15 protein-coding genes are annotated in these 15,032 nt (G+C 64.4%); 4 read left to right on the top strand and 11 right to left on the bottom strand.

Annotated features, from left to right (window positions below):
- Positions 1 to 21: 21 nt before the first annotated feature.
- From minE to VKR55_RS03720, 5 genes are all read right to left on the bottom strand, one after another.
- Positions 22 to 312 carry a cell division topological specificity factor MinE gene (gene minE / locus VKR55_RS03740; RefSeq protein WP_324399784.1) on the bottom strand — a complete coding sequence of 97 codons (291 nt, stop codon included), beginning with the start codon at positions 310 to 312 and terminating at the stop codon, positions 22 to 24.
- Positions 309 to 1,121, bottom strand: a complete 813-nt coding sequence (gene minD, locus VKR55_RS03735; protein WP_324399782.1) for a septum site-determining protein MinD — start codon at positions 1,119 to 1,121, stop codon at positions 309 to 311. Before minD ends, minE begins: the two co-directional genes overlap by 4 nt.
- Before the next feature lie 27 nt (positions 1,122 to 1,148).
- Positions 1,149 to 1,862 (bottom strand): septum site-determining protein MinC, encoded by a 714-nt coding sequence (minC, locus tag VKR55_RS03730; RefSeq protein ID WP_414642294.1) that lies wholly within the window; start codon positions 1,860 to 1,862, stop codon positions 1,149 to 1,151.
- A gap of 163 nt (positions 1,863 to 2,025) precedes the next feature.
- Positions 2,026 to 2,472 (bottom strand): methyltransferase family protein, encoded by a 447-nt coding sequence (locus tag VKR55_RS03725; RefSeq protein ID WP_324399780.1) that lies wholly within the window; start codon positions 2,470 to 2,472, stop codon positions 2,026 to 2,028.
- Positions 2,473 to 2,509: 37 nt separating this feature from the next.
- On the bottom strand, positions 2,510 to 3,559 hold the full coding sequence (locus VKR55_RS03720; protein ID WP_324399778.1) for a malate/lactate/ureidoglycolate dehydrogenase: 1,050 nt from the start codon (positions 3,557 to 3,559) through the stop codon (positions 2,510 to 2,512).
- A 496-nt stretch (positions 3,560 to 4,055) separates the two neighbouring features.
- Between VKR55_RS03720 and VKR55_RS03715 the strand changes: the two genes are divergently transcribed.
- The gene (locus VKR55_RS03715; protein WP_324399776.1) at positions 4,056 to 4,610 is read left to right on the top strand and encodes a hypothetical protein; all 555 of its coding nucleotides are present in this window, start codon (positions 4,056 to 4,058) and stop codon (positions 4,608 to 4,610) included.
- Positions 4,611 to 4,628: 18 nt separating this feature from the next.
- Positions 4,629 to 6,305 carry an ABC transporter substrate-binding protein gene (locus tag VKR55_RS03710; protein ID WP_324399773.1) on the top strand — a complete coding sequence of 559 codons (1,677 nt, stop codon included), beginning with the start codon at positions 4,629 to 4,631 and terminating at the stop codon, positions 6,303 to 6,305.
- Between the two features lie 179 nt (positions 6,306 to 6,484).
- On the opposite strand, the gene VKR55_RS03705 is transcribed toward VKR55_RS03710, so the two are convergent.
- The 6 genes from VKR55_RS03705 to VKR55_RS03680 all read right to left on the bottom strand — a co-directional run bounded on the left by VKR55_RS03705 (position 6,485) and on the right by VKR55_RS03680 (position 11,314).
- Positions 6,485 to 7,453: an NAD(P)H-dependent flavin oxidoreductase gene (locus VKR55_RS03705; RefSeq protein WP_324399771.1), complete on the bottom strand. Its 969-nt coding sequence runs from the start codon at positions 7,451 to 7,453 to the stop codon at positions 6,485 to 6,487.
- A gap of 236 nt (positions 7,454 to 7,689) precedes the next feature.
- Positions 7,690 to 9,093: an aspartate ammonia-lyase gene (locus VKR55_RS03700; protein ID WP_324399770.1), complete on the bottom strand. Its 1,404-nt coding sequence runs from the start codon at positions 9,091 to 9,093 to the stop codon at positions 7,690 to 7,692.
- Positions 9,094 to 9,139: 46 nt separating this feature from the next.
- On the bottom strand, positions 9,140 to 9,724 hold the full coding sequence (locus tag VKR55_RS03695; protein ID WP_324399768.1) for a hypothetical protein: 585 nt from the start codon (positions 9,722 to 9,724) through the stop codon (positions 9,140 to 9,142).
- 39 nt (positions 9,725 to 9,763) lie between these two features.
- Entirely contained in the window at positions 9,764 to 10,345 is a 582-nt protein-coding gene (locus tag VKR55_RS03690) for a YqaA family protein (protein WP_324399766.1), read from the bottom strand.
- Positions 10,346 to 10,420: 75 nt separating this feature from the next.
- A complete protein-coding gene (hisE, locus tag VKR55_RS03685; protein WP_324399764.1) occupies positions 10,421 to 10,822 on the bottom strand; it encodes a phosphoribosyl-ATP diphosphatase in 402 nt (133 codons plus the stop codon).
- Positions 10,823 to 10,963: 141 nt separating this feature from the next.
- Entirely contained in the window at positions 10,964 to 11,314 is a 351-nt protein-coding gene (locus tag VKR55_RS03680) for a hypothetical protein (RefSeq protein ID WP_324399762.1), read from the bottom strand.
- A gap of 258 nt (positions 11,315 to 11,572) precedes the next feature.
- Between VKR55_RS03680 and VKR55_RS03675 the strand changes: the two genes are divergently transcribed.
- The gene (locus tag VKR55_RS03675; RefSeq protein WP_324399760.1) at positions 11,573 to 13,363 is read left to right on the top strand and encodes a glucan ABC transporter ATP-binding protein/ permease; all 1,791 of its coding nucleotides are present in this window, start codon (positions 11,573 to 11,575) and stop codon (positions 13,361 to 13,363) included.
- A gap of 204 nt (positions 13,364 to 13,567) precedes the next feature.
- Positions 13,568 to 14,977 (top strand): D-alanyl-D-alanine carboxypeptidase family protein, encoded by a 1,410-nt coding sequence (locus tag VKR55_RS03670; protein WP_324399758.1) that lies wholly within the window; start codon positions 13,568 to 13,570, stop codon positions 14,975 to 14,977.
- The last annotated feature ends 55 nt before the right edge of the window (positions 14,978 to 15,032 follow it).

Genomic DNA, 15,032 nt, shown 5'->3' with positions numbered 1-15,032 from the left:
GCAAACGCGTTGCTCCAGGTCTCAACTCGCCACGGCAAGCACCGGCTCGAGCCCGTTGTTCGGGAGCTCGACGTCGACCTCAAGCGTCGACACGTTCTTCCCCCGCTCCATTCGCACAATAACCTTGTCGGGATCGAGCGCAACATGGCGCGAAACCGCGGCCAGGATTTCCTCCCGGAGCAGCATCAGAAGATCGGGCTGCTGGCCCCGCATGCCCCGCTCATGGGCAAGCAGGATCTGCAGCCGTTCCCGCGCGATCGGCGCGGTGGCCGGTGGAGCGGGTCGGCTGGCGAATAGCCGAAACATGTTCATGCAGCTCTCCGTCCGAATAGTTTCCTCAGGCCCTTGGGTTCACTCGGGACCAGCATCGGGATGGTCTCGCCAAGCAGCCGTCTGGTCGCATCCGAATAGGCGCGCGCCGGGGCGCTCGTCGGGCTGTTCAGCGTCACCGGCGAGCCGACATTGGAAGCGCGCAGCACGTCCTGGCTTTCCGGGATGATGCCGAGCAAGGGCGTCGCCAGAATCTCCAGGATGTCCTCGATGCCGAGCATCTCGCCGCGCGAGGCGCGCGCGGGATCATAACGCGTGAGCAGGATGTGCTTTAAGACCTGCTCGCCCTTCTCCGCCTTCACTGTCTTGGAATCGAGCATGCCGATGATACGGTCGGAGTCCCGCACCGACGACACTTCGGGATTGGTGACGATGATGGCCTCGTCGGCAAAGCGCATGGCAAGCATGGCGCCGCGCTCGATGCCGGCCGGGCTGTCGCAAAGGATATAATCGAAACTGCCCCGCATCTCGCTGATGACGCGACCGACGCCCTCTTCGGTCAGCGCGTCCTTGTCGCGGGTCTGGGAAGCCGGCAACAGCGACAAATTCTCGAGCCGCTTGTCGCGGATCAAGGCCTGCGGCAGCTTGGCGACACCCTGCACCACGTTGATGAGGTCGAACACGACGCGGCGCTCGGCGCCCAGGACGAGATCGAGATTGCGCAGGCCCACATCGAAATCGACCACCGCGACCTTCTTGCCATTCTGGGCAAGCGCGGCCCCGATTGCAGCGGTGGTCGTGGTCTTGCCCACCCCGCCCTTGCCCGACGTCACCACCAGCACTTTGGCCATCTTGATTATCCTCCAATAGGGTTTGAATCAGTTGAGCGGCGTAATCCGCAACGTTTCGCCTTCAAGCCACGCCTGCGCTGGTCGGTTGCGAAGAGCGGCGTCGAACTCTTCCGCAGTCTGGTAGAAGCCGTCGATCGCCAGAAGTTCGGCTTCGATCTTCTGGCAGTAGATGCGCGCGGCCGCATTGCCGTTGATGCCGGCCATGGCACGGCCGCGCAGCGTGCCGTAGATGTGGATGGAGCCGCCGGCGACGATCTCGGCGCCCGAGGCAACCGAGCCCACCACCGTCACGTCGCCTTCCGGAAACACGATCGATTGTCCGGAGCGCACGGGCTGATCGAGCAGGAGCGAGGTCGGCGGCGCCGGCCGCGCCGCCTCGACCTTCTCCTCCGAAGGCTGCGGCACGGCGCAGCTCCGCCCGCCCGAGATCAGGGGCGGCATGTTCGACGCCAGCCTCGCAGCATCAACCCCTTCGATGCCGAGCACGCGGATGTTGCGCTTCTCAAGGCTCAACAGGAGATGCGAGATCGCCGGCGGGCTGAGGTCGACCGCGGAGAGATCGAGCACCACCGGCTTGCCGACAAAGAAGCCGGGCGAGCGGGCCAGGGTTTGGTCGATTTCGGTGAGCCAGTCGACGATCGGCACGGCGGGGGCAAAGACAAAAGCAACATAAGAGCGGCCGCGCAAACGAACCGGCTGGATTTTGGGTTCGAGTTGGGAGTCCAATGCTTCCGTGGTCATGGCTGACGACTCGCCTTTCTTACTGAAAGGTTACAGAGCGCCCGTCATGGTTAACGTCTCTTTAAGACTTTCTGGACGCGCGCGGGCCAAAGTCTGACAAAAGCGTGGCGCGTGCACGCGAGGCGCGAGGCCCTACAACGTCGGGGCGAACGGCAGCCGTCTCTCAGACCCAGCGCCGCACCTGCGCGACATAGGCGTCATAATCTGCCCCGAACTGGCGACGCATCTTGGCTTCTTCGAAGGGAATGTGGACCCAGTTGGCGGTCGCGAACACCGCGACCGGCGCAATGATCATCGGCCAGGCGCCGACCCATATGGCGATGCCGAAGGCGAGGAGCACGAGGCCCGAATACATCGGGTTGCGCGTGAAGCGGTACGGACCGCTCGTCACCAGCTTGCGATTGGTCGGCGAGGTCGGCTCGATCTCGGTGCCCTCACGCTGGAACAGGATGAAGGCCCAGACCGGCGGGATGAAGGCGACCGCCACCAGGGCCGCTCCCAGGAGCGGAAGTGGCAGGCCTGGAATCCTCGGCCAGCCGAGCAGCCAGCTCAGCGCGGCACAGAGAAGGAGATAGATGAGCATCCAGATTGGCGGGGGAAACTTGAGCATGATCGATCCACCTCCTCGCCGATTTGAGTTCGAACCCTCAGCGATCAACCTTGATCTGATAGCGCTCGGCGATTGCCGACAACTGGCTCCACGTCTCCCCGTCGATCTCGATGCCGCGCGCAAGGCGCTCAGCGCGCGCGATGCGTTCGGGCTCGCCCGCCACCAGCACCGGAAGATCGGGATCGGCTGGCGCGGCCGACTTCACCCAGGCGATCATGGCGTCGATCTCGGCCAACATGGCATCGCGCGTGGAAAGCCGCGCCGGATCGATGACGATCGTGAGCATGCCATTGATGATACCGCGCTCGGGCGGCGTCATCGTCGTGACGCTTGACGAGCCGACGATGGCGCCGGCCAACAATTCGCACACCAGCGCAAGCCCCGAGCCCTTGTGCTCGCCGAACGGCAGCACCACGCCGCGCGGCTGCGTGTACATGACCGCGGGATTGATCGTGGGTTTGCCCGTATGGTCGAGCAATGCACCGTCGAGCATCGGCTTCTTCGCATTGTAGGCCACCCGCACCTTTCCGAGCGCGACGCGGCTGGTGGCGAAGTCGAGCAGGATCGGCTCGTTGCTGGCGGTGCCGGGAATGGCGATGCAGACCGGGTTGGTCAGGAATCGCCCTTCACGGCCGCGAAAGGGCGCGACGCCCGGAGGACCGGAAGCGACGTTGACGAAATGCAGCGCCACCATGCCTTCGCGCGCGGCGATCTCGCCATAGGTGCCGACGCGGCCGATGTGGTGGGCGTTGCGCAAGCCGTTCACCGCGACGCCATGCTCGCGCGCCGCGCCGATCGCCCATTCGACCGCCTTGCGGGCGACCACCTGGCCATAGCCGGCATGCGCATCCCACACCGAAATCGTGCCGGTGTCAGAGACGACCTCCGGCGCCTGGTTCGCTTTGAGCGTGCCGCCCTCGAAGTCGCGTACATAGGCGACGAGCATGCCGACGCCATGGCTGTCGTGGCCACGCAGGTTGGCTTCGACCAGGTGCTCGGCAACGATAGCTGCCTCGGCAGGCGAACTGCCACCGGCCGCCACGATGCGGCTTGCGAATGCAAGTAGCCTGGCGTGGTCGATAATCATGCTGTCTCCTCATCTCGCGATATGCGGCCGGATCATGATTGAGGCCGGACGCTCTCCATACCTTCGCATATCACACGGGCGAAGCCCGCTACGAGGATTTATGCCGCAGGAATGACACACAACGGTTGTCAGCAGACAAAAACTCAACGCCGTTCTGCCCCGATTCGAGCTTAATAATGTCGCTCGCGAGTTGCATCACAATCACGCGAGACGGGGGGCCGTCTCATTCTGCTAGGCGGCATTTGCCGGGGACAGGCAGTGCGAACGATGGGGAAGCGCGGTTCTTCCGGTTTTCCGGACCATGGAATTGCCAATGTGCGACGCGAGCGCGCAGCACGCGCGCGCCCGATTTGCGCCACGCGATCGCCGTTGGCGTCGTTCAACGCACCCATAGCGATGTTCCCGCCGATTTTCCCGCACGCGCTTTGGCTTGAAACCCTGCCAGGCGCCGCGGCACGGCCGCATGCGTAGCAGTCAGTGGCGAGAGGAGTAGCGTATGAGTAGCAGTAGCGAAGAATCCCCCACCAACAATCCGATAGAGGCTCTGGACGCGTTGGTCTCCGCGTCGCGGCGAGCGGCCGAACGCGCCGAGCCGCCGCGGCTTGCCGCGATCGGAGATGGCCCGTTCTCACGCGCATTCAAGGTCGAGCCGCCGCGGCTTGCGGCCTCGGCCGGCGACCGGCTGGAAAGCGCGATGTCCGAATTCGTGCGGCGCCAGATCAAGCCCGCGGTCGTGCCCGAGCCGCCTGATCTCAAGCGCGAGAGCAAACGCCGCACACTGCTCGCCGGATTCGTCGGCGTCGTGGCTGCGGTCGCGGTTGCATCGGTCGCGGCGCTGCTGTTCGTCACGCTCTTTCCCAGGCAAAGGGGTCTCGAGCAATTCATCGCAGCCGCGTCGCGAGCGCCTCGCGCCGACGACGCGCTTTCGCCATCCCGCGCGCCGGCGCCGACGGGTGGCGGTAACCAGAGCTTGACCCACGAGCAGTCTGAACAGCTGCTGCAGCAATTCGTGCAATGGCGACAGAAGACCGCTTTGACCGACAAACCGTGAGTGTTGGGAGTAACGACAATGTCTGATCATGGGGTTGGACTGAACAAGCAACGGAATCCTCGCCGGCATCTGCGCTGGGCGATCGCGCTGTGCGGCTTGCTGCTGGCAGGACCTGTGGTGACGGCCGCACCGGGTGACAATGTCAGCGTGGTACGCGACCTCGCAAGCCGGGTGGGGCCGATCCTTGGCTCCGCGCTCGCCTGTCCCGAGATTACCCAGTCGCGCATCCAGACGATCTCCGACAAGTTCAACGCCGTCATCAAGGACGTCGCGACCAGCGAGGCCGAGCGCGCGGACATCTCGCAGCAGTTCGATCACTACGTCATCGACGGCCGCGGCGCGATCACCGCGGGCCGTACCGACTGCAAGACGGCGGACCGCCAACTCACGGAGCTTGAACGATCGGTTTCTAGCCCGTCGCTCGCGGCCGTGATCGCGCCGTCGGCGGCGAACGCCGCGCCTGCGCCGATGGCATCGGTCGCGCCGCCCGCAGCGAGTGCTCCCGCGCCCGCTCAAACCAAGCTTGCGGCCATCACACCGAACGAACCGGCCGTACCGCTCACGCCGATGCCGAACGTCCACGGCATCAGTGCCGACGAGATCCGCTTCGGGATTGTGGGGCCGTTCTCCGGCGCGTCGAGAGAGCTCGGACGCCAGATGAAGCTCGGCATCGACACCGCCTTCGACCGCGTCAACGCCGCCGGCGGCGTCAACGGTCGCAAGCTGCACTTGTTCGCGGCCGACGACGGCTACGAGCCGTCGCGGACGCTGGATGCAATGAAGCAGCTTTACGAGAAGGATCAGGTGTTCGGTTACATCGGCAATGTCGGCACGCCGACGGCCGCGGTCGCCATTCCCTACGCGCTGGAGCACCGCGCGCTGTTCTTCGGCGCCTTCACCGGCTCCAATCTCCTGCGCAACGATCCGCCCGACCGCTACGTCTTCAACTACCGCGCCAGCTATGCGGAGGAGACCAGCGCGGTCGTCAACTACCTGATCAAGATCCGCCGGCTGCAGCCGCGGCAGATCGCCGTGTTTGCCCAACAGGACGCCTATGGTGACGCGGGCTATGCCGGCGTCGCAAAGGCTTTCCGCGCGCTCGGCGCCAACGACAGCGCCATCCTGCGGCTCAACTACAAGCGCAACACGATCGATGTGGACGAGGCGGTCAGCCAGCTCAAGTCACAGAAGCCACAGATCAGGGCGGTCGTGATGGTCGCGACTTACCGTGCCGCGGCCAAGTTCATCGAGAGGACCCGCGACACCTATCCCGGCATGATCTACACCAACGTGTCGTTCGTCGGCTCGACGGAGCTCGCCGAGGAGTTGATGCTGCTCGGCCCGCGCTTTGCCAACGGCGTGATCGTGACTCAGGTGGTGCCGGCGGTCGGCGGCTATTCGACTGCGGTGCTCGAATACAAGAACGCGCTCGCCAAATATTTCCCCGGCGAGGAACCCGACTACGTCTCGCTCGAGGGCTATATCGCAGCCAACGTGCTGATCAAGGCCATCCAGAAGACCGGTCCGCAGATCGACACCGAGAAGCTGATCGATACGCTCGAGCTGACGCGTAACCTCGACCTCGGCCTCGGCACGCCGCTCAGTTTCGGCAAGTCCGAGCACCAGGCCTCGCACAAGATCTGGGGCACGGAGATCAACGACGCCGGCAAATACACGCCGCTGGAATTGGATTAACGCCGGGCTTGTCCCTCACCTCTCCCCGTTGGGGAGAGGTCGGATTGCGAAGCAATCCGGGTGAGGGGCCGCGGCTCCAACGCGAGACCGTAACCCCTCACCCGGATCGCATCTCACGATGCGATCCGACCTCTCCCTTCGGGAGAGGTGAAAGACGTCGCGGAGCGATTCAGCCCACCTCACAGCGCCGGATCGAGCGCCTCGTCATATTCCTTCTTGAACCGGCCGATCAGCTCGGCGGCGGGCATTATGTAGCCGACGCTGCCGACGCCCTGGCCCGAGCCCCAGATCTCCTTCCACGCCTTCGGCTTGGCGCGCTCGCCGGAAGTATCTGTGCCGAAGCTCATCTTGGAGGGATCGGAGGTCGGCAGGTTGTCGGGGTCCATGCCGGCCGCGACGATCGAGGGTTTCAGGTAGTTGCCGTGCACGCCGGTGAAGAGATTGGAATAGACGATGTCTTCCGCCGACGAGGCCGTGATCATCGTCTTGTAGGTCTCGACCGCGTTGGCCTCCCTGGTCGCGATGAAGGCCGAGCCGATATAGGCGAAATCGGCGCCGAGGATGCGCGCGGCGCGGATGGCGCGGCCGTTGGCGATCGCGCCCGACAGCGCGATCGGTCCGTCGAACCATTGCCGCGTCTCGGCGACGAAGGCGAGCGGCGAGATGACGCCGGCGTGGCCGCCAGCGCCGGCCGCAACGAGGATGAGCCCGTCGGCGCCCTTCTCGATCGCCTTGTGGGCGAACTTCTGGTTGATCACGTCGTGGAAGACGATGCCGCCCCAGTTGTGGACGGCCTGGTTCAATTCCTCGCGCGCGCCGAGCGAAGAGATGATCATCGGCACCTTGTGCTTCTCGCAGAGCGCAACGTCATGATCGAGCCGGTTGTTCGACTTGTGCACGATCTGGTTGACCGCGAACGGCGCCGAGGGCCGCTCCGGATGCGCCTTGTCGTAGGCCGCAAGCTCCTCCTTGATCCGCGCCAGCCATTCGTCGAGCAGCGCGGGCGGGCGCGCATTCAAGGCCGGAAACGAGCCGACCACGCCCGCCTTGCACTGGGCGATCACGAGATCGGGTACGGAGATGATGAAGAGCGGCGCACCGATCACGGGCAGCGACAGGCGGCCCTTGAACAGGGCAGGCATGGACATTGCGGCAAATTCCTCGTGCTTATTCCGCCAAGCGGGATTGTGTTTACATTGTAAAGATACAGGTTTACACTGTAAAGATGCCAGGCATCATAGCAAGAGTCTGAACGCGGCGCGACGTCTTGCGCACCGGGCTGCGGCATAACTTCCGGCCTTACCCGGCGGCACCGGCTCCACAGACTCGTCATGCCCGGGCCTGGTGCCGGCCATGGCGAAAAATCGCGAGCTTCCAGCGGTCTTCATCCCTCGATCAGGTCGGGATTGATCAGCCGTTCGAAGGAGAACATCTCGTCCCACGTCTCCTGCGTGAGCAGCTTCTTCTCGACCACGATGATCTGGTGCAGGGATTTGCCCTCCTTGTAGCCTTGCCGAGCGATCTCGGCGCATTGCCTGTAGCCGAGCAGCGGCTTGAGCACGGTGATGATGCCGAGCGAGTTGAGTACCATGTTGCGGGTGTGCTCGTCGTTGGCAGTGATGCCGACGATGCAGTTCTCGCGCAGGCTGTTGACCGCCCGCTCCATGGTGCGGATCGAGAAGAACAGCGCGAACGAGATCACCGGCTCCATCACGTTGAGCTGGAGCTGGCCGGCGGAAGCGGCGAGCGTCACCGTGGTGTCCAGGCCGATGACGAGGAAGCTCGTCTGGTTGACGACTTCGGGGATCACCGGATTGACCTTGCCGGGCATGATCGAGGAGCCGGGCTGCAACTGCGGCAGGTTGATCTCGTTCAGCCCGCAGCGCGGCCCCGATGCCAGCAGGCGGATGTCGTTGCAGATCTTGGTGAGCTTGCTCGCCGTGCGCTTGAGCACGCCGGACAGTTGCACATAGGCGCCGGTGTCGGAGGTCGCCTCCACCAGATCGCTTGCGAGCACGAACTCGACGCCGGTCAGCGCGCTCAAGTGCCTCACGGCGACCTTGGGGTATCCGGGCGCCGCGGTCACCGAGGTGCCGATCGCGGTGGCTCCGAGATTGATCTCGCGCAGCAGCGACCGCGCCTCGGAGATGCGCTCGACTTCCTCGCCGATCGTGGTGCCCCAGCCGCGAAATTCGGCGCCAAGCGACATCGGCACCGCATCCTGCAGATGCGTGCGGCCCATCTTCAATACGCCGTCGAACTCCCTGCCCTTGGCGAAGAAGGCATCCTGGAGCTGGCGCAGCGCGGTGATGTAGCTCGAGAGCCTCAAGATCAGCGCAAGCCGAAACGCCGTCGGATAGGTGTCGTTGGTCGACTGGCCGTAATTGACGTGGTCGTTGGGGCTGACGTGCTGATACTCGCCCTTCTTGAAGCCGAGCTGCTCCAGCGCAAGGTTGGCGATGACCTCGTTGGCGTTCATGTTGGTCGAGGTGCCTGCGCCGCCCTGGATGAAGTCGGTGACGAACTGATCCATCATGTCGCCGGCGACGACACGGTCGCAGCCCTTGATGATGGCGTCCGCGACCTTCGCATCGAGCACGCCGAGGTCGCGGTTGGCCATGGCGGCGGCCTTCTTCACATAGCCCAGCGCCTTCACGAAGTAAGGCTCCTGGCTCATGGGGATGCCGGTGATATGGAAGTTTTCCTTACCCCGGATGGTCTGGACGCCGTAGTAGATGTCGTCGGCGATCTCGCGCGGTCCGAGGAAATCCTGCTCGGTGCGGCTCATGGGTCCTCCTTGTCCGGTGCTTGAAGCGTTGCGCGCGTGGTTGGCTCTACTGGCACAGCGCGGTGGTGACGTAAGTGTCGGTGCGGCAATCGCCGGGCTTGCGTTGCCGCCCGGGAATCAGCACCTTTGCCGAGCAGCTCTCGGCGGAATCGGTGTTGAGGCTCTTACCCTCCTTGTAGCCCTTGCCCTGGCAGAGCGTGTCGGCGGCCGCCTTGCAATCCGGCGTGCCGTTGGCGGCGAACACGCAGACCGTCCGCCCCGACACCATCGAACCAGGCTTCAGCCGCGACAGCGCGTCGCCTGCAGTCTTGGCAGCGTCTTTGGCGGCCTCCTTCGCGCGTGCATCGAGATCGCCGAGCGTCTCGCTCGGGCTCTTCATGGCAGGCATGATCCTGTCGATCAGCTTGCCCATCTCATGGATCAGACCGGGCTTTTCCGGCGCAGCCTCCGGCGCGGGCTGGTCTGGTGGTGGCGATGACGGCGCCGGTTGCTCCTGCAGGCCAAGCGCGGGCTGTTGCTGTGGCGAAGCCGCCTGCGGCCATGCCGATCCGGCCGTCACGAGCAAGGACAGGGCGACGGCCAAAACGTGCGCGCCACATCGCGACACCAATAGGACGGGCCGGAGTGTCATGGTCCAAACCGTAGCCGAAGCGGCGAGCGGCGGCAAACGTCAGACGAACTTGATTGCGATGACGAAGCCGAGCACCAGCACGATCAGAAACAGGATCACCCACAGCGCAAGATGGCGCTCGACCCGCTCCCGGATCCAGTCGCCATAGCGGTGGAGCACGACGGCCTCGAGATAGAAGCGGCAGCCGCGGGTGATCGCCGAGAGCAGTACGAACAGCCAGATGTTGTAGCCGGCAAAGCCGGAAGTGATGGTGACGAGCTTGTAGGGGATCGGCGTCAGCCCCTTCAGCAGGATGACGAGCGAGCCCCAGCGCGCGTAGCCTTCGCGGAACGCCTCGACCTTGTCGCCGAGATGATAGAACTGGATCAGCCAGTGTCCGACCGAGTCATAGAGCAGCGCGCCGATGGCATAGCCGAGCAAGCCGCCGACCACGGAAGCGACAGTGCAGACGCTGGCGAAGACCCAGGCGCGCTTCGGCCGCGCCAGCGACATTGGCGCCAGCATCACGTCCGGCGGGACCGGAAAGAACGAGCTTTCGGCAAACGCCATCGCGGCCAGGATCCAGAGCGCGTAGGGTTTCTCGGCGGCGGCGATGCACCAGTCATAGACACGTTTGAGCATGGCGCGATGAACCATCACCGGCGCGATTTGTCCATGCCTGGGGATCAGGGAAATACGGGAAATTCCCGGGTTGCTTCAGTGGCGCTTCCGCAAGGAACGACCTTCGAGCGCGACAATTGGTCGCCTGGCGACCCGCGGCGACACCGCCTTTGGCAGCTTCATGGCCGACTTCGGCAGCTTCTCTGCGATGCCGAGCATATGCTCGCGCCGCTCCATCTCGCGCCAGACGTCTTCGGGCCGCACGCCCGCCGCGGCCCACAGCACGGTGAGGTTATAGAGCAGGTCGGCGCTCTCGCGGACCACCGCTTGGGCGTCGCCGTTGACGGCGTCGATCACCACCTCGATGGCTTCCTCGGCGAGCTTCTTGGCCATCTTCGATGGCCCGTGCTGGAACAGCTTTGCTGTCCGCGACGTGGCGGGGTCCAGGTGCCTGGCGGCAAGCACCGCCAGGTAAAGCCGTTCGATCGAATCACTCATGACGCGAACTTAGACGAAACCCGTACGCAACGCGTTAACACCGAGCATCAAAGAGGCGTTAACACCAAGCATCAAAGGCGAAAAATCCGCCGGGCGCAACAAATCGTGACCGTCGGATCGGTTGCTATGCGCATTCCGGACTTACCAGCCGTACGCGCGGCTATCCACGTAAGGCGAGGTCGAGTCGCTACCGTAATAGCCATAAGCGGGGGCGCCATAGCCATAATAGTAACCGGGCGCAGGCGCGACGTAGACCGGGCCGCCGCCGTAGTATTCGTCATAATAGGCGCGCCGGTTCTGGGCCGCGGCGATGGCGAGCCCCGTGCCGACGATGCCGGCAAAGGCCGCAGCAGCAGCGGCTCCACCGCCCAGCCGGTGCCGGTGCCGGGCACTCGCCGCCGATGGCGCAATGGCGGTGATCGCAAGTGCAGCAATCGTCGCAATCGCGGTCGCACGGCCCGCGGACGCAAGCAGAGCCTTTCGGACAAACATCTTAAATCCTCCATCACAGTCGGCCCGGACGGGCCGCTACTGATCAATCCCCACCGAACATGTTGGGTTCCCGTTGAGCGGATACAAGCGCATTTGATCGCGCAAGACGCGAGATGGCCGGGAAAGCGCCAGCGAGCGATCGCGTCGCTTATTGGCCTATCTTGCGACGGCAATCCCTGCTTAGAATGCATCCTCGCGGCCGCCTACGGGCGAAGGCAAGACGAGCCAGGAAAAACGGGTCGAAGGTAGTTTGCCGGCATGTCCCTGCTTCGCCTCTACACCCGTGTCCTGGACATGCTCGGCAAGGAGGCGCGGCTTGGCTGGGTCCTTGCTCTTGCCAATCTCCTGCTCGCCACCACGCAGTTCGCCGAACCAGTGCTGTTCGGCCGGATCGTCGACGCGCTCTCGGACAAGACGGCCGGCGCCTCGGCCTGGCCGCTGCTGGGCGCCTGGGCGGCCTTCGGCCTGTTCACCATTGGCACGAGCGCCTGGGTGGCGTTGCATGCCGACCGCCTCTCGCACCGCCAGCGCCAGGCGGTTCTAACCAGCTATTTCGAGCACATCCTGCAGCTTCCGATGACGTTCCACACCGGAACGCATTCCGGCAAGCTGATGAAGGTGATGCTGAGCGGCACCGACGCGCTGTGGCGGCTCTGGCTGGGCTTCTTCCGCGAGCACTTTGCCGCGATCATGTCGGTTCTCGTGCTGCTGCCGATTTCGCTCTATCTCAACTGGCGGCTTGCGATCCTCCTGTTCGTGCTGTGCGTGGTGTTCACCTTTCTCACCACCTTCGTGGTGCGCAAGACCTACGGCATGCAGAGCGAGGTCGAGCAGCATTATAGCGACCTCTCCGCTCGCGCCTCCGACGCGCTCGGCAATGTGGCGCTCGTGCAAAGCTTCGTGCGCATCGACGCCGAGGTCCAGAGTCTGCGCCATGTCGCCGACAAGCTGCTCTCGGTGCAGATGCCGGTGCTGTCGTGGTGGGCACTGGTCACCGTCATCACCCGCGCCTCGACCACGATCACGGTGCTTGCGATCTTCACGCTCGGGATCGCGCTGCATAACGAGGACCTCACCTCGGTCGGCGAGATCGTGACCTTCGTCGCCTTCGCGACCATGCTGATCCAGAAGCTCGAGCAGGTGGTCGCCTTCATCAACAATGTGTTCATGGAGGCGCCGCGCCTGCAGGAATTCTTCAACGTGCTCGACGCCGTCCCCGCGGTGCGCGACCGCCCAGACGCGCTCGACACCGGGCGGCTGTCGGGCCTCGTCGAATTCCACGATGTGTCGTTCTCCTACGACGGCAAGCGGCCGGCGGTCGAGGACCTCTCTTTCTCCGCGCTGCCCGGCCAGACCATCGCGCTGGTCGGCCCGACCGGCGCCGGCAAATCCACCGCGATCGCGCTGTTGCACCGCGCCTTCGATCCGCAATCCGGCTTCATCCGCATCGACGGCATGGACGTGCGCGGGCTGCAGCTCACCGCGCTCCGGCGCAACATCGGCGTAGTGTTCCAGGAAGCGCTATTGTTCGATCGCTCGATCGCGGACAATCTGCGGGTCGGCAAGCCCGATGCGACCGAAGCCGAGATGCGGCAGGCTGCCGCCCGCGCGCAGGCGCTGGACTTCATCGAGAAGGCCAAGCACGGGTTTGACACCAAGGCCGGCGAGCGCGGCCGCATGCTGTCCGGCGGCGAGCGGCAGCGCCTGTCGATTGCGCGTGCGTTGTTGAAGGATCCGCCGATCCTGATCCTCGACGAGGCAACGAGTGCGCTCGACGCCGTCACCGAAGCCAAGGTCAATGCGGCATTGGACGAAGTGATGAAGGGACGCACCACCTTTGTGATCGCCCACCGTCTCTCCACGATCCGCAACGCGACCCGTATCCTGGTATTCGACAACGGCCGCGTGATCGAAAACGGAACTTTCGATGAACTGGTCGCACGCGGCGGCCGCTTTGCGGAACTCGCGCGCGCCCAGTTCATGGTGCAGGAGAGCGCACGCGCCAGCATGTCACGGCCGGAAGGCGATCAAACTGCTGTCAAGGTCTAGGAATCGCCGAAATTCGGCCCTCGTAAGTTTTGAATTAATCGTGCAAGCCTCTGTTCTGTTTCTCCTCTCCGGTATAGGTTTGCACGCGCCGCAAATGGCGGTGCGCCGGACAGCTTGAAACCCGAAAGTCAGAACTCAAGGACCTCCTTGGATCGCGTTCAATTGATGCATTCAAGGCGGGTCTCAAAGGACCGGAATCGGACAGTGCAGTTTCTCCGCTCATTGCTTTTCAAATCACCGATCATTTTCGCCGCAGCGCTTGCGGTGCTTGGCCCCCGCGCCGCTCATTCCGAAGCCAGGCTCCTCATCGAGGCCGACACCGGCAAGGTTCTGGAGGCGGAGAACGCCACCGTTCCCTGGTATCCCGCCTCGCTGAGCAAGCTGATGACGGCCTATGTCACGCTGGAGGCGGTGAAAGAAGGCAGGATCACGCTCGATACGCTGCTGACGGTGTCTCCCCTCGCCGCTTCGCAATCGCCGTCCAAGATGGGTTTGCGTCCGGGCACACGGCTCACCGTCGACAACGCGCTGAAGATGATGCTGGTGAAATCCGCCAACGACATGGCGGTCGTGCTCGCCGAAGGCGTCGGCGGCTCGATCGACGGCTTCTCGGCGATGATGAACCAGACCGCGCACCAGCTCGGCATGACACAGACGAGCTATGTCAATCCGAACGGCCTGCCCGCGGACGGCCAGATCACCTCGGCGCGCGACATGGCGATCCTCGCGCGCTCTTTCATCAAGAACCTGCCGGAATACGAATATTACGTCCACATCCCCGCGATCCGTTTTGGCAAACGCGTCACCCAGAACTTCAACAAGCTGATCGGGCGCTATCCCGGCGCCGACGGTTTCAAGACCGGCTTCATCTGCGCATCCGGATATAATCTCGTGGCGTCCGCCACGCATGACGGCCGGCGGCTGATCGCGGTGGTGCTCGGCGCGTCCTCAGGAACGATGCGCGCGGTGCGCGCCGCGCAACTGCTCGACCGCGGCTTCGCCAACAATGCGCTGTCGTGGCTCCGTCCCTCGCTCGGCACTGTCGATCAGCTCCAGCCGGTCGACGAATCGCCGCCGAACCTGCACGATGAGGTCTGCAGCGGCAAGCATCACCATGCGCCCAGCGACGAGGACGATGCGCTGACGGCGAGCGCTACCACACAAGGATCGAGTTCGGCCACGGGCGACGGTAGCAATGCGGTGTTCCTCTCCTCCGCGCTGCAGGCGCCGCTCGCGAAACCGACGGATTGGCTCTCGGCCCCGCCCGAGCCGTCCGAGCCGATCGTGGTCTATACCGGCCCAACCCGCACGGGCGCGGCCCTGGTTGCAGCGGTAGCCGCCGACAGCGCGAGCCAGGCTGCTCCCGCCAAGCACGGCAAGGGCAAGCGCTCGCACGCCGCCGCCAAGAAGAAGCCCGATGCCGCCGCCGAGCCGAAGGCGGCGGACGCGAGCACCAAGCCCGAGGCCAGGCCGGCTGCGGTGCGCCATGCCGCGGCGAAGCCGAAGCCGGCAACGTCCGCTGATGCGTCGGCAGCGAAGCCGGCGAAGCCCAACAAGCCCAAGACGGCGGCAAAACCGAAGCCGAAATCCACCGACGCCAAGCCGGCCGGCTGATCGTTACACCAACACAAAGCGACGTCATTCCGGGATGGTCCCAACGGGTCTGCGC

It is taken from the genome of Bradyrhizobium sp., from assembly GCF_035309285.1.
Taxonomy (GTDB): Bacteria; Pseudomonadota; Alphaproteobacteria; order Rhizobiales; family Xanthobacteraceae; genus Bradyrhizobium.
The sequence above is the reverse complement of the archived record's forward strand: the minus strand, read 5'-3'. Positions and strand labels throughout refer to the sequence as shown.